Annotated in this window: 22 protein-coding genes and 1 other RNA gene; 10 read left to right on the forward strand and 13 right to left on the reverse strand. The window is 69.4% G+C overall.

The genetic code is table 11. From position 1 onward, the window contains the following. Window positions 1-25: 25 nt before the first annotated feature. Both WI697_RS17025 and ffs read right to left on the reverse strand, forming a co-directional pair. Window positions 26-2,137: a DNA polymerase III subunit gamma/tau gene (locus WI697_RS17025; RefSeq protein WP_345959268.1), complete on the reverse strand. Its 2,112-nt coding sequence runs from the start codon at window positions 2,135-2,137 to the stop codon at window positions 26-28. 82 nt (window positions 2,138-2,219) lie between these two features. Beyond that, an RNA gene (gene ffs, locus WI697_RS17030) (signal recognition particle sRNA small type) lies at window positions 2,220-2,316 on the reverse strand. A gap of 180 nt (window positions 2,317-2,496) precedes the next feature. Between ffs and nudC the strand changes: the two genes are divergently transcribed. The 6 genes from nudC (at window position 2,497) to WI697_RS17060 (ending at window position 8,858) form a co-directional block, all read left to right on the forward strand. Further along, window positions 2,497-3,462: an NAD(+) diphosphatase gene (gene nudC, locus WI697_RS17035; protein WP_345959270.1), complete on the forward strand. Its 966-nt coding sequence runs from the start codon at window positions 2,497-2,499 to the stop codon at window positions 3,460-3,462. A gap of 48 nt (window positions 3,463-3,510) precedes the next feature. Beyond that, complete coding sequence (locus WI697_RS17040) at window positions 3,511-4,203, forward strand: response regulator (RefSeq protein WP_298641317.1); 693 nt, start codon at window positions 3,511-3,513, stop codon at window positions 4,201-4,203. Beyond that, window positions 4,190-5,743, forward strand: coding sequence for a sensor histidine kinase (locus WI697_RS17045; protein ID WP_345959271.1), 1,554 nt, complete (start codon window positions 4,190-4,192; stop codon window positions 5,741-5,743). Before WI697_RS17040 ends, WI697_RS17045 begins: the two co-directional genes overlap by 14 nt. Window positions 5,744-5,950: 207 nt before the next feature. After that, complete coding sequence (locus tag WI697_RS17050; protein WP_345959273.1) at window positions 5,951-6,865, forward strand: glycosyltransferase; 915 nt, start codon at window positions 5,951-5,953, stop codon at window positions 6,863-6,865. After that, window positions 6,862-7,206: a lipid-A-disaccharide synthase N-terminal domain-containing protein gene (locus WI697_RS17055; RefSeq protein WP_345959274.1), complete on the forward strand. Its 345-nt coding sequence runs from the start codon at window positions 6,862-6,864 to the stop codon at window positions 7,204-7,206. The genes WI697_RS17050 and WI697_RS17055 overlap by 4 nt, the downstream gene beginning before the upstream one ends. Continuing rightward, on the forward strand, window positions 7,203-8,858 hold the full coding sequence (locus WI697_RS17060) for an ArnT family glycosyltransferase (protein WP_345959275.1): 1,656 nt from the start codon (window positions 7,203-7,205) through the stop codon (window positions 8,856-8,858). Before WI697_RS17055 ends, WI697_RS17060 begins: the two co-directional genes overlap by 4 nt. A 6-nt stretch (window positions 8,859-8,864) precedes the next feature. Here the strand turns inward: WI697_RS17060 and WI697_RS17065 are convergent, their stop codons facing one another. From WI697_RS17065 to WI697_RS17095, 7 genes are all read right to left on the reverse strand, one after another. Continuing rightward, window positions 8,865-10,073: a PA0069 family radical SAM protein gene (locus WI697_RS17065; RefSeq protein ID WP_345959276.1), complete on the reverse strand. Its 1,209-nt coding sequence runs from the start codon at window positions 10,071-10,073 to the stop codon at window positions 8,865-8,867. 76 nt (window positions 10,074-10,149) lie between these two features. Then, a complete protein-coding gene (gene moaB, locus WI697_RS17070; RefSeq protein WP_298645949.1) occupies window positions 10,150-10,689 on the reverse strand; it encodes a molybdenum cofactor biosynthesis protein B in 540 nt (179 codons plus the stop codon). Between the two features lie 114 nt (window positions 10,690-10,803). Then, window positions 10,804-11,643: an energy transducer TonB gene (locus WI697_RS17075; protein ID WP_345959277.1), complete on the reverse strand. Its 840-nt coding sequence runs from the start codon at window positions 11,641-11,643 to the stop codon at window positions 10,804-10,806. After that, complete coding sequence (exbD, locus tag WI697_RS17080) at window positions 11,640-12,098, reverse strand: TonB system transport protein ExbD (protein ID WP_014746191.1); 459 nt, start codon at window positions 12,096-12,098, stop codon at window positions 11,640-11,642. The genes WI697_RS17075 and exbD overlap by 4 nt, the downstream gene beginning before the upstream one ends. A gap of 4 nt (window positions 12,099-12,102) precedes the next feature. Then, entirely contained in the window at window positions 12,103-13,074 is a 972-nt protein-coding gene (gene exbB / locus WI697_RS17085; RefSeq protein WP_345959278.1) for a tonB-system energizer ExbB, read from the reverse strand. 231 nt (window positions 13,075-13,305) lie between these two features. Next, on the reverse strand, window positions 13,306-15,054 hold the full coding sequence (locus WI697_RS17090; RefSeq protein WP_345959279.1) for a lytic transglycosylase domain-containing protein: 1,749 nt from the start codon (window positions 15,052-15,054) through the stop codon (window positions 13,306-13,308). Between the two features lie 260 nt (window positions 15,055-15,314). Then, a complete protein-coding gene (locus tag WI697_RS17095; RefSeq protein WP_345959280.1) occupies window positions 15,315-16,223 on the reverse strand; it encodes a uracil-DNA glycosylase in 909 nt (302 codons plus the stop codon). A 219-nt stretch (window positions 16,224-16,442) separates the two neighbouring features. Between WI697_RS17095 and WI697_RS17100 the strand changes: the two genes are divergently transcribed. The 3 genes from WI697_RS17100 (at window position 16,443) to WI697_RS17110 (ending at window position 19,893) form a co-directional block, all read left to right on the forward strand. Then, the gene (locus WI697_RS17100) at window positions 16,443-18,071 is read left to right on the forward strand and encodes an electron transfer flavoprotein-ubiquinone oxidoreductase (RefSeq protein WP_062762009.1); all 1,629 of its coding nucleotides are present in this window, start codon (window positions 16,443-16,445) and stop codon (window positions 18,069-18,071) included. Window positions 18,072-18,278: 207 nt separating this feature from the next. Next, on the forward strand, window positions 18,279-18,614 hold the full coding sequence (locus WI697_RS17105) for a helix-turn-helix transcriptional regulator (RefSeq protein WP_345959281.1): 336 nt from the start codon (window positions 18,279-18,281) through the stop codon (window positions 18,612-18,614). Next, the gene (locus tag WI697_RS17110; RefSeq protein ID WP_345959282.1) at window positions 18,604-19,893 is read left to right on the forward strand and encodes a type II toxin-antitoxin system HipA family toxin; all 1,290 of its coding nucleotides are present in this window, start codon (window positions 18,604-18,606) and stop codon (window positions 19,891-19,893) included. Before WI697_RS17105 ends, WI697_RS17110 begins: the two co-directional genes overlap by 11 nt. Before the next feature lie 8 nt (window positions 19,894-19,901). Here WI697_RS17110 and WI697_RS17115 read toward each other — a convergent pair whose 3' ends face one another. Continuing rightward, complete coding sequence (locus WI697_RS17115; RefSeq protein ID WP_345959283.1) at window positions 19,902-20,270, reverse strand: winged helix-turn-helix transcriptional regulator; 369 nt, start codon at window positions 20,268-20,270, stop codon at window positions 19,902-19,904. Window positions 20,271-20,395: 125 nt separating this feature from the next. Between WI697_RS17115 and WI697_RS17120 the strand changes: the two genes are divergently transcribed. After that, a complete protein-coding gene (locus WI697_RS17120) occupies window positions 20,396-20,992 on the forward strand; it encodes a glutathione binding-like protein (RefSeq protein ID WP_345959284.1) in 597 nt (198 codons plus the stop codon). Between the two features lie 124 nt (window positions 20,993-21,116). Here the strand turns inward: WI697_RS17120 and WI697_RS17125 are convergent, their stop codons facing one another. The 3 genes from WI697_RS17125 to WI697_RS17135 all read right to left on the reverse strand — a co-directional run bounded on the left by WI697_RS17125 (window position 21,117) and on the right by WI697_RS17135 (window position 22,852). Further along, complete coding sequence (locus tag WI697_RS17125; RefSeq protein ID WP_345959285.1) at window positions 21,117-21,275, reverse strand: hypothetical protein; 159 nt, start codon at window positions 21,273-21,275, stop codon at window positions 21,117-21,119. Window positions 21,276-21,357: 82 nt separating this feature from the next. After that, window positions 21,358-21,951: a DUF6088 family protein gene (locus WI697_RS17130; RefSeq protein WP_345959304.1), complete on the reverse strand. Its 594-nt coding sequence runs from the start codon at window positions 21,949-21,951 to the stop codon at window positions 21,358-21,360. Window positions 21,952-22,156: 205 nt separating this feature from the next. Beyond that, window positions 22,157-22,852, reverse strand: a complete 696-nt coding sequence (locus WI697_RS17135; protein ID WP_345959286.1) for a TetR family transcriptional regulator — start codon at window positions 22,850-22,852, stop codon at window positions 22,157-22,159. Between the last annotated feature and the right edge of the window lie 382 nt (window positions 22,853-23,234).

The raw sequence follows: 23,234 nt of genomic DNA on the forward strand, positions 1-23,234 counted from the left end.
CGCGGCCCCCTTGGGCGATGCGCGGTCAGAAATCGGCAAACCGGGCGTCGTAATCGGCCCCGGCGGCATCCTCGTCGCCGGCCCCATAGGCCTCTTCGTCGAAGACGCCGTCGAACATCTCGGCATCCAGCCGTTCGATCTCGGTCTGACCGCCGCCCTCGTCGGCGGCGGCGCCGGCGGCGAAGATCGGGGTGACGGCTTCGAGCGTCGCACCGGGGAAGGCCGCGAACACCGCCTCGACCATCGGATGGCGGCGGGCCAGCGCCAGCATGCGCCGGTTGCGCATCTCGTCGTATTGCACCAGCGTCGGCGTCGCCCGCGCGGCGGCGGTGAGCGCCGGATCGTTGAGGGCGCCGGCCGCCAGCACCTGCCAGGGGGCATCGTCGATCCGGCTCAACAGATCCTGCAGTTTCGTGGCGAGCCCGCCATCGGTCCCCGGCTCGAAGGCCAGCACCAGCCGGCGCTCGGCCGCGGTGACGGTGATCTCGGCGACATGGGCGGCGGCCCGCAGCTCGGGCACGATCCGGATCTCGCGATGCCGGCGCAGCAGATCGATGATCTCGCGCCAGCGATCGAGCCGGGTGCGGATCTCGTCGGGCAGCAGCTGTTCGGGTTCGGCGGCCGGTTCGGGCCTGGGCGCGGGCACCCTGGCCGCAGGAGCCCCGGCCGCAGGAGCCGGCGCGGGTTTCGCTGCCTCGACCGGGCGCGGTGTCTCGACCGGACGGGGCGGCGGAGCCGGGCGTGGCGGCGGGGGAGCCGCGCGGGGCGGTTCGGAGGGGCGCCGGTCTGGCGCCGCCGGGGTCGGCGCTTGAGACGCCCCGGCGGCCGGGCTAGGGCGGGGCGGGGGCCCCCCGGGGCCACCAACCGCGGGGCCACCACCCGCGGGGCCAGCCGTCCCGGCATCCTTCAGCATCCGGGCAAGCTCGGCCGGGTCGGGCAGGTCGGCGGCATGGGCCAGACGGATCACCACCATCTCGGCCGCAGCCTGGGGCACGGGGGCGAGGCGCACCTCTCCCAGACCCTTGAGCAGCATCTGCCAGGCGCGGCCCAGATGGGCCATGCCCAGACGCTGGGCGATGCGGTGGGCGGCATCCCGCTCGGCAGCGGTCAGCACCGGGCCCTTGCCGTCGACGCCGGCCAGCTTGACGCGGGTCATCAGATGCACCAGCGCCAGCATGTCTTCCACGATCACCGCCGGATCGGCACCGGCACGGGCCTGATCGTCCATGATCGCGAGCGCACCGGCGACATCGCCCGACAATGTGCGGTCCAGGAGGTCGACCACGATCGCCCGATCGGCCAGGCCCAGCATGTCGCGGACCTGATGTTCGGTGACGCGGCCCGCCCCATGGGCGATGGCCTGGTCGAGCAGAGAGAGGCCGTCACGCACCGAACCGTCGGCGGCCCGCGCGATCAGCGCCATGGCCGCATCGTCGATCTCCGCCCCCTCGATCCCGGCAATGCGGGAGAAATGGGCGGAAAGCACCTCGGGCTCGACCCGCTTCAGATCGAAGCGCTGGCAGCGCGACAGCACCGTCACCGGCACCTTGCGCAATTCAGTGGTGGCGAAGATGAATTTCACATGCGCCGGCGGTTCCTCAAGCGTCTTGAGCAGCGCGTTGAACGCGCTGGTCGAGAGCATGTGGACCTCGTCGATGATGTAGATCTTGAACCGCGCGCCCACCGGGCGGTAGCGCACGCCCTCGATGATCTCGCGGATGTCGTTGACGCCGGTGCGGCTGGCCGCGTCCATCTCCAGCACGTCGACATGGCGGTCTTCGACGATCATCCGGCAGTTCTCGCACACCCCGCAGGGCGCGGGCGTCGGCCCGCCGGTGCCGTCGGGGCCGGTGCAGTTCAGCGCCCGGGCGATGATCCGCGCGGTCGAGGTCTTGCCCACGCCGCGCACGCCGGTCAGCAGGAAGGCATGGGCCAGGCGGCCGGTCTCGATCGCATTGGTCAGCGTGCGGACCAGGGCGTCCTGGCCGATCAGCTCAGCGAATGTGCGGGGGCGGTATTTGCGGGCGAGAACGCGGTATTCGACGGGTGTCCCCGTTGCAGCCGATCCCGTCGCCGTGGCGCCGCCGGCCGCATCTGCGGTCGGGGCTGGCTCTGCGGCGATGTCGGATGCGGTCATGCCGGGTTCCGGTCGGGATCTCTGGGAAGAGGGCGGCGCGGCCCGGAAGAGGGATCGAAGCAGGCAGGCGAAGGTGAATGAGGTGGAAGGCTGGACAGCGACCCGGATCGCGACTCGTTACGGCTGCTGCCTTCCGGCCCTGACCGGGTTGGCGAGGCTCTCCGTCCGCGCCAGCCTTCCGCGGGTCACTATGGGGATGAGGCCCCTGGTTTGCAAGCCCGCTGTGCAGCATCGCGGGACCCGGGGCCAGCGGATGCGGCGGCGTGCCGGCGGCGGGACAGCCCCGGACGATGGTGCTATCGTTCCCGCCATCGCCGTGAAGAGCCGCAACGTTCCGCCAAAGTCCGAGGACGACCCCGATGTACGACCCGCATGATCCCGACCGCCCCAATGTGCTCGCCGGCCTGCGCATCGATCGCGCCGGACGCCACCGTCGGGATCCGGACTGGATCGCCGCCCGCGCCGCCGCCCCGGAAGCGCGCAGCGTGCTGATCTGGCGCGACCAGACGATCGTGGCGCCCACGACCGGCGGCATGACCATGGCGCTGCTGGCCGAACTGGGCCGGCTGGTCGATGCGGCCGGCGACCTGCTGGAAGACCCGCCGGTCTTTCTGGGCGACATGGACGGCCGGCCGGTCTTTGCGGTGGACGTGACCCGGGTGGAGGATCTGCCCGGGCTGATCGGCCGTCTGCCCATGGACGACCCGGCGATGGAGGCGGCGGCCGCGATCCCGATCGATCTGCGCCAGGCGGCCGCGACGCTGGATCCGCAGCAGGCGGCCCTGGTCGCCTATGGCAGGGCGATGGCCTATTGGCACAGCCGCCACCGGTTCTGCGGCGTCTGCGGCGCGCCGACCCGGTCGGAGCAGGGGGGACATGTCCGCCACTGCACCGGCTGCGGCGCCGACCATTTCCCGCGCACCGACCCGGCGGTGATCATGCTGGCGCACAAGGACGACTGGTGCGTGCTGGGCCGCCAGCCGCGCTTTCCGGCCGGGATGTATTCCACCCTGGCGGGGTTCGTCGAACCGGGCGAGAGCCTGGAGGAATGCGTCCGGCGCGAGATCGCCGAAGAGGTGGGCCTGAAGATCGGGAAAGTGACCTATCGCCACAGCCAGCCCTGGCCGTTCCCGGCCTCGCTGATGGTCGGCTTCCGGGCCGAGATTCTGGAAGGCGGGCCGCTGGACGTCGATCGCCACGAGCTGGAAGACGCGATCTGGGTGCAGCGCGACGAGCTGAAGGACCCGGAACTGTCGCCGGTCAGCCTGCCCAACCGGATTTCGATCGCCCGCCGGCTGATCGACGAATGGCTGGCCGAAGGCTGACGGTCGGCCGCGGACGGCGGCGGAAACGGGGAGAGGACGGGAACCGCCATGCGGGTGCTGCTGGTCGAAGACGATGACCGCCTGTCGGAAGGCGTGGTGATGGGGCTGACCGGGGCCGGCTTTGCGGTCGACCGGGTGGAGGATGGCGAGGGCGCCGAGGCCGCGCTGGCCGTGACCAGTTTCGACGTGGTGGTGCTGGATCTGGGCCTGCCCGATGTCGACGGGCTGGAACTGGTGCGCCGCTGGCGGGGGCGGAGCATCGCCGTGCCGGTGCTGATCCTGACCGCGCGCGACGGCGTTCAGGACCGGGTGGCGGGGCTGGATGGCGGGGCGGACGACTATCTGCCCAAGCCGTTCGCCATGCCCGAACTGGTGGCGCGGGTCCGGGCGCTGATGCGCCGGCCGGGCGGGGCGCTGGGCCTGGCGATCACCTGCGGCGACCTTACCTTCGACACGGTCGGGCGCGAGACCCGGGTCGGCGGCCGGCTGGTGGCGCTGGGCCGGCGCGAAACCGCGCTGCTGGAGGTGCTGCTGCGCCGGCAGGGCCGGGTGGTGCCCAAGGATTCGGCCGAAGCCGCGGTCTATGGCTTCGACGATGCGGCAAGCGCCAACACGCTGGAGGTGCTGGTCCACCGGCTGCGCAAGCGGCTGGAGGGCGCCGGATCGGCCGTGCGCATCCATACGCTGCGCGGTCTGGGCTATCTGCTGGATGGCGGAGAGGGCGTCGATGGCGGGGCCTGACGCGTATGATCGGGGGCGGCATGATCGGGCGCCAGATGATCGCGCACCGGGAGAGCACGACCGGGATCGCGGCTGGTCGCTGAGCCAGCGGGTCGCGGTGCGTGCGGTGCTGGCGGCGCTGGTGGTGCTGGCGGCGATGCTGGCGGCGCTGGTGCTGGAGCTGGAGGATGTCCGCGGCGATCTGGACGACCAGTCGCTGCAGACCCAGGCCCGCCAGGTGCTGCGGCATCTGACCATCGGGGCCGGAGGCGATCCGGTCTTCGATCCGCCGGCCGCGATCGCAGCACTTTATGCCGATCCGGCGGGCAACGAGGCCTTTGCGCTGCTGGATGAGGCCGGCACCTTTCTGCTGGGATCGGCCGGCGTCAGGGCGCCGCTGAGCGAGCTGCTGCCGGACCAGGATACCCGCACCTCGGCCGATGCCGATCCGCACGGGCTGGGCGATCTGGGGCGCCCCTTCCGCGGCCATGCCGCCGGGCGGCCGGTTACCGGCACCGGCTTTCGGGTGCAGGTCGACGGCCGGCCGCTGATCCTGCAGGTGGGCCAGGGCAACGACCATCCGGACGTGCTGGCCGACAGCCTGATCGAGGAATTTCTGGAAAACGCCGCCTGGTGGGTGATCGGGTCGTTCACCGTGCTGATCGGGGTGACCTTGTGGACGATCCGATCGGGCCTGGCACCCTTGCGCCGGCTTTCGGCCCGGGCCGCCCGCATCGGGCCGACCACCAGCGGTGTCCGCCTGGGCCGGAAGGCCGGCGGCGACGGCATGGGCGGCGACGATCTGCCGCAGGAGGTGCGGCCGCTGGTCGCCGCGATCGACGGCGCGCTGGACCGGCTGGATGGGGCGCTGGAAAAGCAGCGGGCGTTCATTGCCGACGCCGCCCACGAATTGCGCACGCCCATCGCCGCCCTGCGCGCCCGGATGGAGGCGACCCTGCCGCCGGATCAGGCGGCCCGGCTTGCCCCCGATTTCGACCGTCTGTCGCGCCTGGCCGGCCAGCTTCTGCGCCTGGCCGAAGTCGATACACTTGGGGTTGCGGCCGAGGAGCGGGCGGATCTGGCAGCGATCGCCCGCGACGTTCTGGCCGAAATGGCGCCGCTTGCCGTTCAGAACCACCGGAGCCTGGCCCTGGATGGTGCTGATCGGGTGATAACAGTGCGCGGAAAACGAGAATTGCTCTCGCGTCTTCTGCGAAATCTGGTTGAAAATGCGCTTGCTCACGTTCCCGCCGATGGTAATGTGACCGTCAAGGTGGTGCCCGGGTCTTCACTTCTCTCGGGAAGCGAGGATGGGCCCGAGCTGATCGTCGATGACGACGGGCCGGGGGTACCACCAGAGCGGCGCGCCCAGATCTTCGAACGGTTCTGGCGTGCCGATCGCCGCCGCGGCGACGGCGCCGGGCTGGGGCTCGCGATCGTGCAACGGATTGCGGATGCCCATGGGGCCGGTGTCAGCGTCGAGGAGTCCCCCGAAGGTGGGGCCCGATTCCGACTACGCTTTCCGCCGGTCAGAGACAGCGGCGGATACAGGGGCAGCTGACCCGGTTGCGTTGCCGATGTGGTGACAGGCCAGAGAGCTTGATGCCAGGGAGCGTAAGGCCAGGGAGCGTAAGGCCAGGGAGCGTAAGGCCAGGGAGCGTAAGGCCAGGGAGCGTAAGGGCGGAGTAAGGGCTTCCACCATATGGTGCACGGAACACGATGTCCGTCCCGGGCGTTGTTCCGATCCCCCAGCGAGCGAGGCCCTGCCATGCTCCCCACCGCCGCGCCGGCCGTTCCGGCCCCGGTTTCCCTGCCCCTGATCAGCGTGGTGCTGCCGGTCCGCGACGAGGCGGCCGCCATCCTGCCCCTGATCGCCGAGATTCACCGGGCCTTCGCGACGCCGGACATCCTGGCCGGCGGCTACGAGATCATCGCCGTCGACGACGGCAGCAGCGACGGGTCCGACCGTCTGCTGGCCGCGGCCGCCTCTGCCGATCCGCGGCTGGTGGCGATCGCCCATGATCGCGGCCGCGGCCAGAGTGCGGCGATGACCACCGGGTTTCGTGCGGCGCGCGGGCGGGTGATCGCCACGCTGGATGCCGACGGCCAGAACGACCCGGCCGATCTTGCCCGGCTGATCCGGCGCTGGATGATCGAGGCGGGCGGGCCCGCGCGCGGCGTGATGGTGGCCGGCCACCGCAAGGGCCGGGCCGACGGCGCCTGGCGCAAGCTGGTGTCGCGGGTCGCCAACGGCATCCGCAGCCGCGTGCTGCAGGACGGCACCCCCGACAGCGGCTGCGGGCTGCGGGTGATTGCGCGCGACGACCTGCTGTCGCTGCCGCTGTTCGACCATGCCCATCGTTTCATGCCGAGCCTGGTGACCGCCGCCGGCGGCCGGGTCGTGTCGGTAGAGGTGACGGATCGCCGCCGCCGGGGCGGGCGGTCCAAATACCGCACCCTGACCCGCGCCCTGCAGGGCATCGTGGATCTGGCCGGGGTCGCCTGGCTGCAGCACCGGCTGCGGCCGCTGGACCCGATCGGCCGCGCGCTGGCCATGCCCGCCCCCTCTGCCATGCCAGCCCTGTCTGCCGGGCCGGCCGGGTTTGCCCTTCAGAAGCCGTCTGCGGCCGCCGAACCGGCGGCATCCCGGGCGGCGATCAGCAGCGGAGAAGCCGCAGCATGACCCTGTTTGGCGCAATCCTTGATGCCATCACCCCTTCGGATGACTGGTTCGACCTGTGGCTGATTGTGGGCTTCGCCGGACAGGCGCTGTTTTCCGCCCGGTTCATCGTGCAGTGGGTGGCGAGTGAACGGCGCCGGCGCAGCTATATCCCGGTGCTGTTCTGGTATTTCAGCCTGGGCGGCGGGGCGCTGCTGTTCGTTTATGCGGTGAAGCGGGGCGACCCGGTGTTCATCGCCGGCCAGGGCATGGGGCTGCTTGTCTATCTGCGCAATCTGGTGCTGATCCGCAAGGAAGCGGCGGCGTCGCGCCAGCCGGCCGACATCGCGGTATCGGCCGGATGACCACCACCACGACGGAACGTGCCGCCCGCCCGGGCCTGGCCCGGACGGCTGCGGCCGATCTTGTGCTTGCGGCAGCCATGCTGCTGGTGCTGGGCATGACCGCCATTCTGTTCCGCCCGCCGCTGCCGGTGGACGAGACCCGCTATCTGACGGTTGCCTGGGACATGACCCGGGCCGGCAACCTGCTGGTGCCGCATCTGGACGGCCAGGGCTATACCCACAAGCCGCCGCTGCTGTTCTGGGCGATCCGCCTGGTCTGGGCTGTGTTTGGTGTTTCGGAGACCGCCGCACGGCTGGTGCCGGTGGGGTTTGCCGCCGGTCTGCTGTGGGCGACCCATGCGCTGGGCCGCCGGCTGTGGCCCGAACGGCCGGGGGTGGCACCGCTTGCCCTGCCGCTGCTGGTGGGCATGGGGCCGGTCACGCTGTTCGCCACCATGGTGATGTTCGACGTGCCGGTGGCGCTGGGGGTGACGATCGCCCTGATCGGCCTGCATGATCTGGCCCATCATGGCCGGCCGCGGGACATGGTGGTGACCGGTCTGGGGCTGGGCATCGGCCTGCTGGCCAAGGGGCCGGTGGCGGCGGTGTTCGTGCTGCCGGCGCTGATCGCGGCCCCGCTCTGGGCGGGCCGGGTGCCGCCCGGCGGATGGAGGCGCTTCGCCCTTAAGGGGCTGGGGGCCCTGGCGATCGGCATCGCCATGATCCTGGGCTGGGCCCTGCCGGCGGCGCTGGCGGGCGGGCCCGAATTCGCCCGCATGCTGCTGTGGGGCCAGACCGCCGGCCGGGTGGTGCAGGCTTTCGACCATGCCCGGCCCTGGTGGTTCTATCCGGCGATCCTGCCCGCGATGCTGCTGCCCTTCCTGGTGGTGCCGGCCTTCTGGCGCCGGCTGCGCGCCAGCCTGGGCCGGCCCGATGCCGGCAGCCGTCTGTGCCTGGTCGTGGCCGCCGGCGCCTTTCTGGTGATGAGCTTCGTCAGCGCCAAGCAGATCCATTATCTGCTGCCGGCGCTGGGCCCGGTGGCGCTGCTGCTGGCCCGCATGGCCGACGGCGCGCCGATGCGGCCGCTGAACCGCTGGCTGCGCCGGACCTGGCTGCTGCCGGCGGCCCTGGTCGCGGTGGCGGGCATCATTGCCGCCCTGCCGCCTGTCGTCGGGCGGCTGGCCGGCATGTCCGGGACCGTCATCGCCTGGGGGCCGCTGGCGGTGGCGCTGGTGGCGGGGCTGGCGGTGGTGGCGGCGGCGATCCATGCCTCGCCCGATCTCGCCCCGGCCGCGGCGCTGAAGCGGGCGGCGCTCGCCTGGGTGGGCGTGCTGGTGATGCTGACCGTCTATGGCGGGCTCGGCCCCTTCCGGGCCTTCGACATCCGGCCGGCAGCGCAGGAGGTTGCCCGGCTGGTGGCGGCGGATGGCGGGCCGGTGGTGTTCGTCGGCGGCAGCCATGACGGCATGCTCGATTTCCAGGGCCGGCTGACGGCGCCGGTGACCGAATTCCCCGCCGATGGCGACATTACCCGCTGGGCGTCGGACAACCCCGGCGGCATCATCGCCGGACGCATCGATGCCCGGGGCGCACCCGGCTGGACCCCCGTCTATGTCCAGCCCTTCCGCAGCCGCCGGATGGCGGTCTGGCGGGCGGCCGACCGGCCGCAGTGACGCGCCTCAACCCCGCCCGAACAGATCCATCTGGCCGGCCCGCTCCGCTTTTGTGGGGCGGGCCGGCGGCGTGAAGAGGGCGGTGGTGAGCTTGTAGGAGCGTTGGTTGAGGCCGAGCTTGCGGCAGGCGAGGCGGAAGCGGTCGGCGATCAGCTTCGCCTCGATGCCGGTGCCGGTCATCCGCCGGCCGAAGCCGCTGTCATAGAGCGCGCCGCCGCGGGTGGCGCGCACGGCTGCCAGAACCCGTTCGGCCCGGGCCGGGCGTTCCAGGCGCAGCCATTCCTCGAACAGGCCGGCGATTTCCCGCGGCAGGCGCAGCATGATCCAGCCGGCGCGCACCGCGCCCGCCTCTGCCGCGGCGGCGAGAATGCCCTCCAGTTCGTGATCGGTGAGGCCGGGGACCAGCGGTGCCGCCATCACGGTCACCGGCACGCCGGCCGCGGCCAGGCCGCGGATCGCATCGATCCGGCGGCCGGGGGTGGCGGCGCGGGGTTCCATGGCGCGGGCGAGGCCGGCATCCAGCGTGGTGACCGAGACGGCCACCTGGGCGAGCCCCGCGGCGGCGGCCGGCGCGATCAGGTCCAGATCGCGCAGCACCAGCGCCGATTTGGTGATGATGGTGAAGGGGTGGCGGTGGCGGGTCAGCACCTCGATCGCCGCCCTGGTCAGCCCCTCGGTCTTTTCGGCCGGCTGATAGGGATCGGTATTGCCGCCGATGGTGATGGTGGAGGGAACATAGCCGGGCTTCGCCAGGTCGCGGATCAGCGCCTCGGCCAGGCCGCGCTTCACCTCGATCACCGTTTCGAAATCGAGCCCCGGCGACAGGCCCAGATAGGCATGGCTCGGCCGGGCATAGCAGTAGATGCAACCGTGCTCGCAGCCCCGATAGGGGTTGATCGAGGCATCGAAGGGGATGTCGGGGCTGTCGTTGCGGGCAAGGGCCGTGCGCGCGACCACGCCGCGCAGTTCGGTCTTGCGGCGCGTGCCGGCCGTCGCCCCGGAGGCTTCCCTCGTACCGGAGGCTTCGTCCGCCTCGGGACGGCCCCAGCCGTCATCGGCGGCCTGGTGGCTGAAACGTTCGAAGCGGCCGTCGCGATTGCTGACGGCACCCCGCCCGCGATGCGGGTCGAGACCGAGCCGTGCCGCGGCGGCCGCACGATCGGCCTCGGCCTGGCGCTGGCCGGGCCGTCGGGTCAGGGGTTTGAAGGGATCCATGGGCGATTTCCCCCGCGAACATAACGGGAACATCGCCGCACTATACGGGGTTGCGCCCCGGCTGTGAAGCCCGGGATCAGGCTTCGTGTTCGCGCAGCCGCGGCATCAGCTCGACGAAATTGCACGGGCGGTGGCGGTTGTCGAGCTGCAGGACCAGGATCTCGTCCCAGGCATCGCGGCAGGCCGAGGTGGAGCCGGGCACGGCGAAGAAATAGGTGCCCTTCGCCACGCCGGCGAGGGCGCGGGACTGGACCGTCGAGGTGCCGATCTTGGCGAAGGACAGCCAGCGGAACAGCTCGCCGAAGCCCTCGATCGGCTTCTCGATCACCCGGCGCAGGGCTTCCGGGGTGACGTCGCGGCCGGTGACGCCGGTGCCGCCGGTCGAGATCACGACGTCGATTTCGGGATCTGCGGCCCAGGCGGCGAATTGCGCGGCCAGCCGGTCTTCGTCATCGGGCAGGATCAGCCGGGCGGCCAGGGTGTGGCCGGCCTCTGCGATGCGGCCGGCGAGCAGGTCACCGGAGGTGTCGGTCTCGGGCGTGCGGCTGTCGGAGACCGTCAGCAGGGCGATGTTGACGGCCAGAAACGGGCGGCTCTCGTCGATGCGGCCGGGCATGGGGGTCGGTCCTCCGCCGGTGGTCGGGTGGGCCGTGAAGGCTAGCCCGACCGGGGGCGGAGGTCCAGGACGGCGAGGGCGTAGCCGCCCCTCAGCGCAGCGGGAAGACGAGTCTCAGCGCAGCGAGAAGATGACGGGGACCACAAAGGTGAGTTCCGTCGACGGGATGTCGTCGGGCGGCGGCGGCAGCGGATCGGCGCGCTTCATCATCGCCAGGGTCTCGCGGTCGAAGAGCGCATTGCCCGAGGGACGCTCGATGGATGAGGCGAGCACATGGCCTTCACGGTCGATGCTGAAGCGCAGCGTCACCTGGCCCTGCTGGTTGCGCAGCTGGGCCTGGCGCGGATAGCGGCGATGGCGTTCCAGATGGGCGAACATCTCCGCCTGCCAGCTGCGCGCGGCATCGGTGGTCATATAGGACGAGGGGGCCGCAGGGGCGGGCGGCCCGGCCGGTGCGTTCGACTGCGTCGGCGCCGCCGGGGCACCGGATGCCTGGGCGGTCGCGTTCTCGGGCACGGTTTCGGGCGGCTGCTCCACCGGCTTCTGCACCTTGGGCGGCACCGGCTTGGGCGGGGTCTGGACCCGGGGCTTGGGCGGTGCCGGCGGCTTGGGCCTGGGCTTCGGCGCGACCTGCAGGGGTTCCGGGTCCGGCACCGGCACGGGCGGTGGCGGCGGCAGATCGGGCAGGTCGGGCTCCACCACCTCGGGTTCGGGGGCCGGCGCCGGATCGGGGGCGGCCTCCTGCGGCGGGGTGGGGGCGGGCGATGGCGGTGCGGCCGGCAGCGGGGCGAGATCGATCATCACCGCCGCTTCCGGCAGCGGCGGCGGCGGGGTCATCTCCCAGGGGGCGGCTGCGACCAGCAGGGCGCCGCCGTGCAGCGCCAGGATCACCAGCCCGGCGGCCCCCCAGCGCACCGCGCCGGGGCCGTGCAGCATGTCGGCGCCGGCGCTCATCTGGCGGCGGCCTGCTGCTGCCCGGCGGCCGCGGCCGCGGCGGTGGCGGATTCAAGGCCGACCAGGCCGATCTTGAGATAGCCGGCGGTCCGCAGCTCGTTCATCACCCCCATCAGCTGGCCGTAATCGACGCTCTGATCGGCGCGGAGCAGGATGCGCTCGTCGGGGTTGTTCTGCGTCGCCTTGTCCAGCGCGGCCTTCAGCTGATCGCGCGGCACGGCCTCTTCGCCGAGCGCCAGGCTCAGATCCTGTTTGATGGTCAGGAAGACCGGCTTGGCGGGGCGCGGCTGGGGCGTGGCGGTGGAGGTGGGCAGGTTGACCGGCACATCGACGGTGGCGAGGGGGGCTGCGACCATGAAGATGATCAGCAGCACCAGCATGACGTCGATGAAGGGCGTGACGTTGATTTCGTGCGATTCGGTCAGATCGTCGCCGTCGTCGAGCCTGGCGGCCATGGGGTCAGCCTCCGATCGTCTGGGCGGGCACCACCGCGATGCCGCCGCGGTCCAGATCGCGCGACACCAGGCGCGCGACGGCCGCCGAGGCATCGGCCAGCTCGGCGCGGTAGCCGGTGATGGCGCGGGCGAAGATGTTGTAGATGATCACCGCCGGGATCGCGGCCACCAGGCCGATGGCGGTGGCGAGCAGGGCTTCGGCGATGCCGGGGGCGACCACGGCCAGATTGGTGGTCTGGCTTTCGCTGATGCCGATGAAGCTGTTCATGATGCCCCAGACCGTGCCGAACAGGCCGACGAAGGGGGCGGTGGAGCCGATGGTCGCCAGGATGCCGGTGCCGCGGGCGATCATTCGCCCGGCCCGGGCCTCGATGCGGGCAAGGCGCGAGGCGACGCGGGATTCAAGGCCGGCACCGGATGCGGGGCCGGCACCGGATGCGGGCGGCCGGCCGGCGGTCACCTCGCGGGTGATACGGGTCTCGGCCACCGCCGCGCGGACCAGGGCGGCGGCGGGGCCGCGCTGCCCGTCCATGCCGGTCACGGCTTCGGCCAGGCTGCGCGCCTCGTCGAGCATCGCCAGATCGCGGCGGACCCGGCGGCGGGCGGCGGCCAGCTCCAGGCTTTTCACCAGCCAGACCGTCCAGGTGGCGATGGAGGCGAGGGCAAGCCCGGTCATCACCGCCTTCACCACGATGTCGGCGGCCATGAACATGCCGATCGGCGACAGGTCGTGGGGCAGGGTGGCGGCCATCGCGGCGTCTTCTTCGATTGCCGTCTCTTCGGTCGCAGCCTCTTCAGCGGCCGGCAGGGCCTCTCCGGCGACCGGCTGCGGTGCGGCCTGGACGCCCTCCGTTGCGGGGGCCGAGGTCGTCGCAGGGCCCGGGTCCGTCACAGGGCTTTGGGCCATCGCCGGGGCCGTTGCCGTCATCGCAAGCAGGATGGCGGCGGTGAGGTGTCTGAAAGCCGTGTGGCGCATCGGGTGGGCACTGCCTCGAGCCGGGGGACCGGCACACATTCAGGCATGTGACACCGGCCGCTTGTTGTTTGCAATTGCGAGTCGTTTGCAAACTACGCCCGGGTCGGCTGCGAAGGCAAGTGCGATGCCTGCAAGGCGGTGCTTCGCAAATTGCGGCCCAGCCAATGAAAAACCGGCGCCGTCCATCCGAACGACACCGGCTCGATGCCCGGCCCCCGCAGCTGTTGTGGATCAGCGGCGCGAGGCGATGGCGGCGTTGTCGCTGCCGACATTGCCGTCGATGGTCTCGTAAGACGGCCAGTCGCCCTCCGCCAGGGCCGCCAGCGACGGCGAGGTCTGGCCCAGACGGTTGCGATAGATCCAGAGATTGGTCAGCACCTGTTCCAGGAAGTCGCGGGTTTCGGCGACCGGGATGGTCTCGACGAAGAACAGCGGATCATCGTCGGCAGAGATGCCGCGGCCGTCCTGCCAGCGGCGCAGATTGCCCGGGCCGGCATTATAGGCGACCAGCACATTGACCAGATTGTTGCCGATATAGGACTCGTCCATCAGCCGGCGGAGATAGGCCTGGCCCAGCTGCAGGTTCACGTCCGGCCGGCTGAGCGACAGCCCGCCGCCCAGCCCCAGGCTGTTGGCCACCAGCTGCGCCGTGCCCGGCATCAGCTGCATCAGGCCGCGGGCGCCGGCGGGGCTGACGGCATGCGGGTTGAAATTGCTCTCCTTGCGGGCGAGCGCATAAAGCAGCGCCCGGTCGACCGAGAAGCCGCCGCGGGGCGTGTAGTCCGGCACCGGAAAGATCGAGGCGACATCGGGCATGCCCGAGGCGGCGGCGACCTTGCGGCCGATCACGGTGGCGGCCTCGGGCGCGTTCACCTGCTCGGCCAGTTCGACCACGGCCGGCGCCTCTTCGGGGGCGGCCGCGGCCGCGACCAGCTCCACCTCGCCCGCAGCCCGGTCGTATTCGCCGATCTGGGCCAGGGCCAGCGCCCGGCGGGCACCTTCGTTCTGCAGCAGCGCCCGGCGCAGGCCCGGCGTCACGCCGCCGGCGAGCGAGGGCTGCCAGACATCGCCGGTGGGCGCGCCCAGCATGGCCCGCGCGATCTGGCCATAGAAGGTCAGCGGCTGACGGGCCGCCCGGTCGAGCCAGGTCTGTGCGGTGTCGAAATCGCCCAGCGCCATATTGGTCCGCGCCGCCCAGAAGGCGCCGGCGGCCTCGTTCCAGGCCGACAGGCCGGCGGTGCGGGCGAAGAGTTCGAAATGCCGCCGCGCGGTTTCGACCCGGCCGAGCTTCCAGGCCGCGAGACCCGCGGTCCAGTGGCCATAGGGCACGATCGCGGCCGAGCGGTCGGCTGCGGGGCCGGCCAGTTCATAGGCGCGGGCGATCTGCCCCTGCACCAGATGCAAAGAGGCGACGCGGATGCGCGCCTGATCGAGCGCCGGACGGTCGAAAAGCTTCTGAACCTCGGCCGAGCCGATCAGCTTCTCGGCCGCCTCGGCCTCGCCCTTGCGGACACGGGCGGCGATCTGGGCTTCGAGCGCACGCGCACGCTTTGCCTGCGCCCCCTTCAGCCGGTCGGCGGCGGAATAGCTGTCGAGCTGGTCGATGGTGCTGGGCTGGCGGCTGGCCACCGGCATCACGGTCTCTTCCGGACGCTCCGGCTCGCGCGGGCGAGCCTCGCCACCCGGGCGGCGCTTCATCGCCAGCGCATAGATCCGTTCGGCATCGGGGTGGTCGCCATAGAACGCCATCCAGTCCCGCAGCTCGTCGTAGCTCGCGGTATAGGCCGTCGGATGCATCAGTCGCTGTTCGGTCACATGGCCCATCAGCAGCCGGTCGCCAAGCCGCGCGATCAGCCTGTCCGCCTCGTCGAAGCGGCCGTCGGACTGCAGTGCAAAAATCCGGGCATAACGCTCGGCATCCGCATCAGAGAGGACCTGGGGCCACTCTTCGAACGAATCGACCAGACCGAATCCAGCCATTCCGAAGTCGGCGTCATCCGCCGTCTCCAGGCCGGTCGGCAGGGAGGTCTCTGCATGCGCGCGCGTGATGAACACACCCGAAGCCACAGGACCGCCGAGCAAGAGGGCCAGCGCCACCGCAGGCGCCACGATCGCACGCGCGAAGCTACGTGCAGACCGCGGTTGGTGACGCGCGTCGTTGCTTTCCGAAGCCATGATGGCAACGTTTATAGGGGAGGATGTGGTGTCCCGGCAAGCCCCCGCTTCGCGACACGACATTGTCACGGAACCGGGGATGATTGCTTTTCAAGGATTTCCGCGATTCTGAGCCAGTCGCCCCAGGCCAGACGCTTCTGCGCCGGCTGGCGCAGCAGGTAGGCGGGGTGGAAGGTCGCGAAGACCGGCAGAGGCCCCGCCAGCCCCGGAAGATCGAGGGTTGCCGAGCGTCCGCGCAGCCGGGTGATGCCCTCGGGCCGGTCGAGCAGCGCCTTGGCCGAGACCCCGCCCACCGCCACGACCAGCTTCGGGCGGACCAGGGCGATATGTCGCAGGGCAAAGGGCAGGCAGGCGGCGATTTCGGCCGGGGTGGGGGTGCGGTTGCCCGGCGGGCGCCAGGGCAGCACGTTGGTGATATAGACGCTGCTGCGGTCGCGGCCGATCGCCTTCAGCATCCGGTCGAGCAGCCGGCCCGACTGGCCGACGAAGGGCAGGCCGCGCCGGTCCTCTTCCGCACCCGGCGCCTCGCCCACCAGCATGAGATCGGCTTCGGGGTTGCCGTCGGCGAAAACGGTGTTCGAGGCGGTGGCCTTGAGCGCACAGCCTTCGAAGGCGCGGATCGCCTGTTCCAGCTCCGCCAGGCTTTGGGCGGCCCCCGCATGGCTGCGGGCAAGCGCGGCCGCCCCTTCGGGCGAGAGCGGGTCGACGGCCGCCGGGTCGGCCCGCGGCACGGCGGGCGCCGGCGCCCTGCCGTCACGCAGGGCGGCGCCGCGCACGGGTGCCGGCCCGCCACGGGAGGCCGGGGCGTCCCCGGCCGCCCTGGGCCGGTCGCGCAGCAGCCTTTCCCGGGCGGCCGCGGCGGCGGCATACCAGTCGGCCGGGGTATCGGTGGTGGCGGTCTCTACCCCCCACTCCATATACCACGTGGCGAGTGCGGAGATGGCCGCTGCCGGTGTCGGATCGATCGTCGTCATGGCCTGGACTGTAGCAATTTCACGGCGGCGCTGATAGATAACCTTACTGAATCGCGATTCGCGTCTCGTATCAGGCGACCCCTGTAACGGGCACGGATCGGGTCCATATCCGAGGAGCGAGGGCCGAACGTAGCGAGGGGGACGCGAGCGGCGCCGCGTGACGAGCGAGAACGAGATCACCCGGCCGCACTGCAGGACGAGGCGGCTTGAGGAGGGGTCATGGAACGGGAAGTGATGGAATTTGACGTGGTCATCGTTGGCGCCGGCCCTGCCGGCCTGTCGGCGGCGATCCGTCTGAAACAGCTCGCCGCCGAGAACGACCACGACGTCTCCGTCTGCGTCATCGAAAAAGGGTCGGAGGTCGGCGCGCATATCCTGGCCGGCGCCTGCTTCGAGCCGCGGGCGCTCAACGAACTGATCCCCGACTGGAAGGAGAAGGGCGCGCCCCTGAACCAGCCGGCCGACGAGGATCGGTTCCTGCTGCTGACGGAGTCCAACCACATCCGGCTGCCGACGCCGCCGCAGATGAACAATCACGGCAACTACGTCATCAGCCTGGGCAATCTGGCCCGCTGGCTGGCGGAGCAGGCCGAGGCGCTGGAGGTCGAGGTCTATCCCGGCTTCGCGGCGGCCGAGGTGCTGTATGACGAACAGGGCCGGGTGAAGGGCGTCGCCACCGGCGATCTGGGCATCGGCCGCGATGGCGAGCAGAAGTCGGGCTATACCCCCGGCGTGGAGCTGCACGCGAAATACACCCTGTTTGCCGAAGGCGCCCGCGGCTCGCTGACCCGCATGCTGACCGACAAATTCGGCCTGCGCGACAACTGCGACCCGCAGACCTATGGCATCGGCATCAAGGAGCTGTGGGAGATCGATCCGGCGAAGCACAAGCCGGGCCTGGTCATCCACACCATCGGCTGGCCGCTGGACACCAAAACCTATTCGGGGTCGTTCCTCTATCACATGGAGAACAACCAGGTCGCCGTGGGCCTGGTGATCGGCCTCGACTATCAGAACCCGCATATCTCGCCCTTCGACGAGTTCCAGCGGCTGAAGCAGCATCCGGCGCTGCGCGACTATTTCGAAGGCGCCAAGCGCATCGCCTATGGCGCCCGCGCACTGACCGAGGGCGGCTTCCAGTCGGTCCCGCAGCTGGCCTTCCCGGGCGGCGTGCTGATCGGCTGCACGGCCGGCTTCATGAACGTGCCCAAGGTCAAGGGCAGCCACACGGCGATGAAGACCGGCATGCTGGCCGCCGAAGCCGCCTTCGAGGCGCTGAAGGACGGCCGGGCGAACGACGTTCTCGACGCCTATCCGGCGCTCTATGAACAGAGCTGGGTGCATCAGGAACTGAAGAAGGTGCGGAACATCCGCCCCTCCTTCAACAAGGGCCTGCTGGCCGGCCTCGCCTATTCGGCGCTGGACACCTATCTGTTCCGCGGCAATGCGCCCTGGACCTTCCACCACCACGAAGACCACAAGTCGCTGAAGCCGGCCTCGGCCTGCAAGAAGATCGTCTATCCCAAGCCCGACGGAAAGATCAGCTTCGACAAGCTGTCCTCGGTGTTCCTGTCGAACACCAATCACGAGGAGGATCAGCCGATCCATCTGCGGCTGAAGGATCCGTCGGTCCCGGTGACGGTGAACCTGCCCACATATGACGCCCCCGAGCAGCGCTATTGCCCGGCCGGCGTGTACGAGATCGTGCAGGAAGACGCCGGCCCGCGGCTGCAGATCAACGCGCAGAACTGCGTGCACTGCAAGACCTGCGACATCAAGGACCCGACCCAGAACATCGTCTGGACGGTGCCCGAGGGCGCGGGCGGCCCCAACTATCCCAATATGTGACGACGGCAGCGCCCGCCCCGATCAGGGGCGGGCGGCCTGACGACCGGAAGGCGGCATCTCGGAGAGGGGGTGCCGCCTTTTGCGTGTCTGCGGCCCGCCGGCTACCGGCGGTGGATTGACATCCGGGTACCCCGGCACGACATGACCGTTTTAACGGGCGTGAAAGCCCTTTGCGACCGGTATACACGCCAAAATCGGGAGGACGACATGGCGGCGCATCTGCGTACCTATTCGCGGGCGACCCGGGATGCGCTCACCCTGATGGGCGGACAGATCCGGCTTGCCCGCAAGCAGCGCCGACTGTCGGAAGCAGAGCTTGCCGCCCGCATCGGCATCGCGCGCAGCACCCTGCAGCTGATCGAGAAGGGCCATCCGAAAGCCGAAATCGGCCTGGTCTTCGAAGCCGCCCATCTGGTCGGCATTCCGCTGTTCGTGGCCGCCCCGTCGGACCTGCCCGACCGCATCGCCCGCGTCGAGGACAAGCTCGCCCTGCTGCCGCGGTCGATCCGGCAGCGGCGGACGGAGGTGGTCGATGACTTCTGATCCCGGAGAGGCTGCGCCCGGCATGCCGATGGAGGCCTATGTCTGGATCTGGCTTCCCGGACGCACGGAGCCCGTTGTCGCCGGCCGCCTGGCCCGTGACGGCAGCGGTCATGTCTTCAACTATGGCCGATCCTATCTCGATCGGCCGGATGCCATCCCGATCTATCTGCCGGAACTGCCGCTGAGGCGGGGCGCGATCCGCCCTGATCCCCCACTGGAGATGGCGGGAGCCCTGCGTGACGGTGCGCCCGATGCCTGGGGGCGTCGGGTCATCATCAATCGTCTGACCGGCCTTAAAGGGATGGCGGCCGGTGCGGTGGATTTCGACGACCTCACCTTCATGCTGAATGCCGGCTCTGACCGGATCGGCGCGCTCGACTTTCAGGCGGCCCCTGACCGGTATCGGCCCCGCGAGGCGGATCAGACGGTGACGATCGAGGATCTGCACGCCGCTGCCGGACATGTGGAACGTGGGGAGCCTGTGCCGCCGGCCCTGGACAAGGCGCTCTTCCATGGCAGTTCCATCGGCGGCGCCCGCCCGAAGGCCCTGATCGACGACGGCCGGACGAAGCTGATCGCCAAGTTTTCAGCCACGAACGATACCTATGCGGTGGTGAAGGCGGAGTATGTCGCGATGCGACTTGCCCGGGATGCGGCCGGTCTTGATGTTGCGCCGGTCCGGCTCGCCAGAGCGAATGGCAAGGATGTGCTTCTGGTCGAGCGTTTTGATCGGGTGTGGACGGAGCGCGGCTGGACACGGCGTGCCATGGTGTCCGCACTGACCATGCTTGGCCTGCACGAAATGGAGGCGCGCTATGCTAGTTACCGGGATCTTGCCGACCTCGTTAGGGCGCGCTTCACCCGGCCGCGGGAGACATTGAGGGAACTGTTCGGACGGGTGGTCTTCAACGTCCTGTCAGGCAACACCGACGATCACGCCCGCAATCATGCCGCCTTCTGGGACGGCGCCTCGCTGACCCTGACGCCCGCCTATGACATCTGCCCGCAGCTTCGCAGCGGCCGGGACGCCAATCAGGCGATGCTGATCGGGGAGACCGACCGCCGCAGCCGTCTTGAAACCTGCCGCATGGCCGCCCAGGCCTTTCTGCTCGGCGATGCGGAGGCGCGTGCCATCATCGCGGCGCAGATCGCAGGCATTCGCGCGCACTGGGCACGCATATGCGATGAGGCGGAGCTGAGCGCGACCGACCGCGCCCTGCTGTGGCGGCGCCAGTTTCTGAACGACTATGCCTTCGAGGATTTTGACGACAGAGACTGAATGAACGGCTACTCGGGATTCACCCGAGCATCGTATTGAAGACGATTATCCTGGATGATCTTTTGATGCGCAGTCGCCCATTCGGCCAGCTGCTTCACACTGTGCGCCAACGAGTGCCCCAACGGCGTCAATGCATATTCGACTCGAGGTGGCGTGTCGGGATGCACCGTCCTCTCGACCATTCCGTCGCGTTCCAGGGCCTTGAGCGTCCTGGTCAGCATCTGCTGGGAAATGCCGTGCACGTGCCTCTTGATCGCATTGAAACGCTGGGGAGCGTGCCGGAGCGCTACGATTACCTGAATCGTCCACTTGTCACCGATCCGACCGAGAACCTCACTGACGCCCTGGCAACTGTCACCCGCGGCAGTCCTATCCATATGACCTGCTCCCCAAAATATGCTTTTGACGGTCGATCGTCGGTCAAATAACTAGATCTGGTCAACATTTCAAACTTACTCGTCGAAAGGCCCCTCGTCGAGAAGGTGTAACTGTGGAGACTGAGATGATCTTGTTCTATTACCCCGGCGCCTGCAGCATCGCCAACCATATCGCCCTGATCGAAGTTGGGATGCCCCATAAGCTGATCAGCATAAACCATGAGAAAAAGACGGAAGATGGTCGCGATTTCCTCGCGATCAATCCCAAGGGATACATCCCAGCCCTTGAGACTGATGAGGGCGCAGTTCTGACAGAGAATGCGGTGATTCTGCATTATATCGCAGAGAAGAGCGGCCGGCTTCTTCCTCAGGGTGGCATCTCAAAGTGGCGCGCTCTCGAGGCACTTGCCTTTATGAATTCTGAAATACATGGAAGCTACGCGCCATTTTTCAGGAATTTTCCCGAAACAGAAAAAGCCCGCGCTCGCGAGAAATTGGCGAAGGCGTTCTCGATACTTTCCGATCAGATGGGCAGCAAGACATTCCTCATCAGCGACGAACTGACAATCGCTGACTGCTATCTTTTCTGGGTTCTCATGGTCTCTGGCAGAAGTGGTGTGGATTTGCCGGAAAACCTCAAGAGCGGTTATGAACGGCTCAGGGGACTCCCGTCGGTAAGCCGCGCGCTCTCAGAGGAGGGATTGTTCAGGGACAATTCTTGAATGTGCTATGATGATGAAGGAATTTAATCTGATTAGTTGGCGTGCAATATTTGAGAGAAGGAGATGAGTATGTCCGGTGCAAGAGAGAGGTTCTAACCGGAATAATCGTGCCGTCGATTTGGCCTCACCCCTCATCCACCGGCAGCGCCGGCCGCAGCAGGCAGCCCTGGCCGCCATTGAGGCTGGGGTCGTAGCGGCTGCCGAGGGTGTGCCCCAGGGTGCCGGCGGCGTCGAGGTAGAGGGCGCGGCCGCTGGCGGCGGCCCGGGCCATGATCTGGCGCATCAACATCGTGTCGGCGACGCCCCGGCCGGCGCCGGCCTCCCCGAAGAGAGCTGCGCGATCGCGAGCGGGGAGACGGGCAACATCATCCATCGTTATCGGCCGTGGCTGCGTTGGCGATCGAAACGAGGGTGGGCCGCATCCAGGCGGGCGCGTGACGCGCGGTTGACGCCAGCCTTTTCTTGTCGTTGGCCGAAAGCTGGCGCGCCGCGATCTGCGCGACGTCAGCCGCCCGAACGGGGCCGACATGGCGAAGGGCCTGAAACACCGTTCCGGCGGGGCTGCCCGGCGCGATCAGATGTTTGGGCGAGGCGTGACGAAGATCCACGACGCGCTTTCCCAGCACGACGCGCCGCGAGGGACCATCGGTGAGATAGGTGCTTTGCGCCGGGACCTGCGTCGAAAGGCCGAGCGCGTTCGCTGCCCGTGCGCCGGCGATCTGCACCCGCGAGCCGGTCTCCCGGGCCAGCGCCTGAGCGACTTCGTCGGGAGCGGGCGACAGCGCCCCGAGTTTCGGGTGCAGCTTGGGAAAGTCGTAGAGCCCGCGTGCCAGCCGACGAAGCTGCCCGCTTTTCACCAGCCGGGAGAGGGCCTGATCGACAGACGGGCGAGCGGCAACCGTGAGGAAGTCGCTGGGCGTAAAGACGCTGCCGCGTCCGCGGGCGCGGACGCGCTTCATGATCCGGTCGGGAACAGAGGCGGCAATCGTCGTCATGCGTCAGAAAATAGGCCATCTTTTTCTGACGTTCAAGGGCGGCTTCCCGGTGGGCGGCCGGTGGGTCACGTCCCACCCCATGGTGTGGCGGCGGCAGTTGCCGGGTCAGGTCATTCCAGCCGGCGACGCCCGGTGTCAGACGGGCAACGCGCCCCTCAGCGGCTGGGGATCACCCCTCATCCACCGGCAGCGCCGGCCGCAGCAGGCAGCCCTGGCCGCCGTTGAGGCTGGGGTCGTAGCGGCTGCCGAGGGTGTGCATCAGGGTGTCGGCGGCTTCGAGGTAGAGGGCGAGTTCGCCGGCGAGCTGGGATTCGTCGAGCACCAGCATGTCCGACACCGCGCCGTGGAACATGGCATGGGCGACCCGCATGGCGGTCTCGGGCGTCCAGCCGGGGGCGAGGTCGCCGGCGGCGGCGGCCCGGGCCATGATCTGGCGTATCAGCGTCATGAAATGCACCCGGTCGGCCTGCTGGCGTTCATGCAGCGGCGAGTGGTCGTGGCCCTGGTCGATGCGGGTGAAGATGATCCGGAAGACCAGGCGCCGGCGCTCGTCGTTCACGATCATGCTGAGGGCGTCGCGGCTCGATTCATGGAAGAGGTCGAGCGGGCGCCGGTCGGTGATCCGGCCGGCGGCCAGATCCTGCATCACCTGTTCCTGCGGCAGGCGCACCCGTTCGAGCATGGCGTCGAGCAGGTCGGACTTGTTCTTGAAATGCCAGTAGATCGCCCCGCGGGTGACGCCGGCCAGACGCGCCACATGTTCCAGGGCGCAGGCGGCCACACCTTCGGCATCGAAGGCGGCAGCCGCAGCATCCAGGATCTGCTGGCGGGTCTTTTCGGCATCTTCCTTGGTGCGTCTGGCCACGATCGGTCTCGGCTTCCTCAGGCAGGGGGGATCAGGGGCGCCCCGGCGTGCACGCCCCCCGGCATGCGCGCCCCCCGACGTGCACGCCTTCCGGGCGGTTCGCGCCCGGGGCGCATATAGCACGTTTCCGCAAAAATAACGGATCCGGTGGCGAATGCCGTGATGGACGTCACTTTACATACATTCATGCACGTATATTACTTGTGCAGTGCACTCGCCTCCACCCCCTTCGTGCCACACCCTTTGTGAGGGCGGAAGATCCAGGCCGCGGCGGCAGCCCGCCCCCCGGGGGAGCGGCAGGCGGCGGGTCTCGACAGGAATTGAGGAAGATCCATGGTCCGGTACCGTTTCGGGCGGCGCGACAGACGCGCCGGCCCCGCTG

This window comes from Tistrella mobilis, from assembly GCF_039634785.1.
Taxonomy (GTDB): Bacteria; Pseudomonadota; Alphaproteobacteria; order Tistrellales; family Tistrellaceae; genus Tistrella; species Tistrella mobilis.

Bases quoted from the DNA above. Each gene is read 5' to 3' on its own strand.
- WI697_RS17050 (WP_345959273.1), top strand. From the start codon at position 5,951: ATGCTCCCCACCGCCGCGCCGGCCGTTCCGGCCCCGGTTTCCCTGCCC.
- WI697_RS17105 (WP_345959281.1), top strand. From the start codon at position 18,279: ATGGCGGCGCATCTGCGTACCTATTCGCGGGCGACCCGGGATGCGCTC.
- WI697_RS17075 (WP_345959277.1), bottom strand. From the start codon at position 11,643: ATGAGCGCCGGCGCCGACATGCTGCACGGCCCCGGCGCGGTGCGCTGG.
- WI697_RS17045 (WP_345959271.1), top strand. From the start codon at position 4,190: ATGGCGGGGCCTGACGCGTATGATCGGGGGCGGCATGATCGGGCGCCA.
- WI697_RS17055 (WP_345959274.1), top strand. From the start codon at position 6,862: ATGACCCTGTTTGGCGCAATCCTTGATGCCATCACCCCTTCGGATGAC.
- WI697_RS17120 (WP_345959284.1), top strand. From the start codon at position 20,396: ATGATCTTGTTCTATTACCCCGGCGCCTGCAGCATCGCCAACCATATC.
- WI697_RS17095 (WP_345959280.1), bottom strand. From the start codon at position 16,223: ATGACGACGATCGATCCGACACCGGCAGCGGCCATCTCCGCACTCGCC.
- exbB (WP_345959278.1), bottom strand. From the start codon at position 13,074: ATGCGCCACACGGCTTTCAGACACCTCACCGCCGCCATCCTGCTTGCG.
- exbD (WP_014746191.1), bottom strand. From the start codon at position 12,098: ATGGCCGCCAGGCTCGACGACGGCGACGATCTGACCGAATCGCACGAA.
- WI697_RS17130 (WP_345959304.1), bottom strand. From the start codon at position 21,951: ATGAAGCGCGTCCGCGCCCGCGGACGCGGCAGCGTCTTTACGCCCAGC.
- WI697_RS17110 (WP_345959282.1), top strand. From the start codon at position 18,604: ATGACTTCTGATCCCGGAGAGGCTGCGCCCGGCATGCCGATGGAGGCC.
- WI697_RS17100 (WP_062762009.1), top strand. From the start codon at position 16,443: ATGGAACGGGAAGTGATGGAATTTGACGTGGTCATCGTTGGCGCCGGC.
- WI697_RS17060 (WP_345959275.1), top strand. From the start codon at position 7,203: ATGACCACCACCACGACGGAACGTGCCGCCCGCCCGGGCCTGGCCCGG.
- WI697_RS17065 (WP_345959276.1), bottom strand. From the start codon at position 10,073: ATGGATCCCTTCAAACCCCTGACCCGACGGCCCGGCCAGCGCCAGGCC.
- moaB (WP_298645949.1), bottom strand. From the start codon at position 10,689: ATGCCCGGCCGCATCGACGAGAGCCGCCCGTTTCTGGCCGTCAACATC.
- WI697_RS17090 (WP_345959279.1), bottom strand. From the start codon at position 15,054: ATGGCTGGATTCGGTCTGGTCGATTCGTTCGAAGAGTGGCCCCAGGTC.
- nudC (WP_345959270.1), top strand. From the start codon at position 2,497: ATGTACGACCCGCATGATCCCGACCGCCCCAATGTGCTCGCCGGCCTG.
- WI697_RS17040 (WP_298641317.1), top strand. From the start codon at position 3,511: ATGCGGGTGCTGCTGGTCGAAGACGATGACCGCCTGTCGGAAGGCGTG.
- WI697_RS17115 (WP_345959283.1), bottom strand. From the start codon at position 20,270: ATGGATAGGACTGCCGCGGGTGACAGTTGCCAGGGCGTCAGTGAGGTT.
- WI697_RS17125 (WP_345959285.1), bottom strand. From the start codon at position 21,275: ATGCGCCAGATCATGGCCCGGGCCGCCGCCAGCGGCCGCGCCCTCTAC.
- WI697_RS17025 (WP_345959268.1), bottom strand. From the start codon at position 2,137: ATGACCGCATCCGACATCGCCGCAGAGCCAGCCCCGACCGCAGATGCG.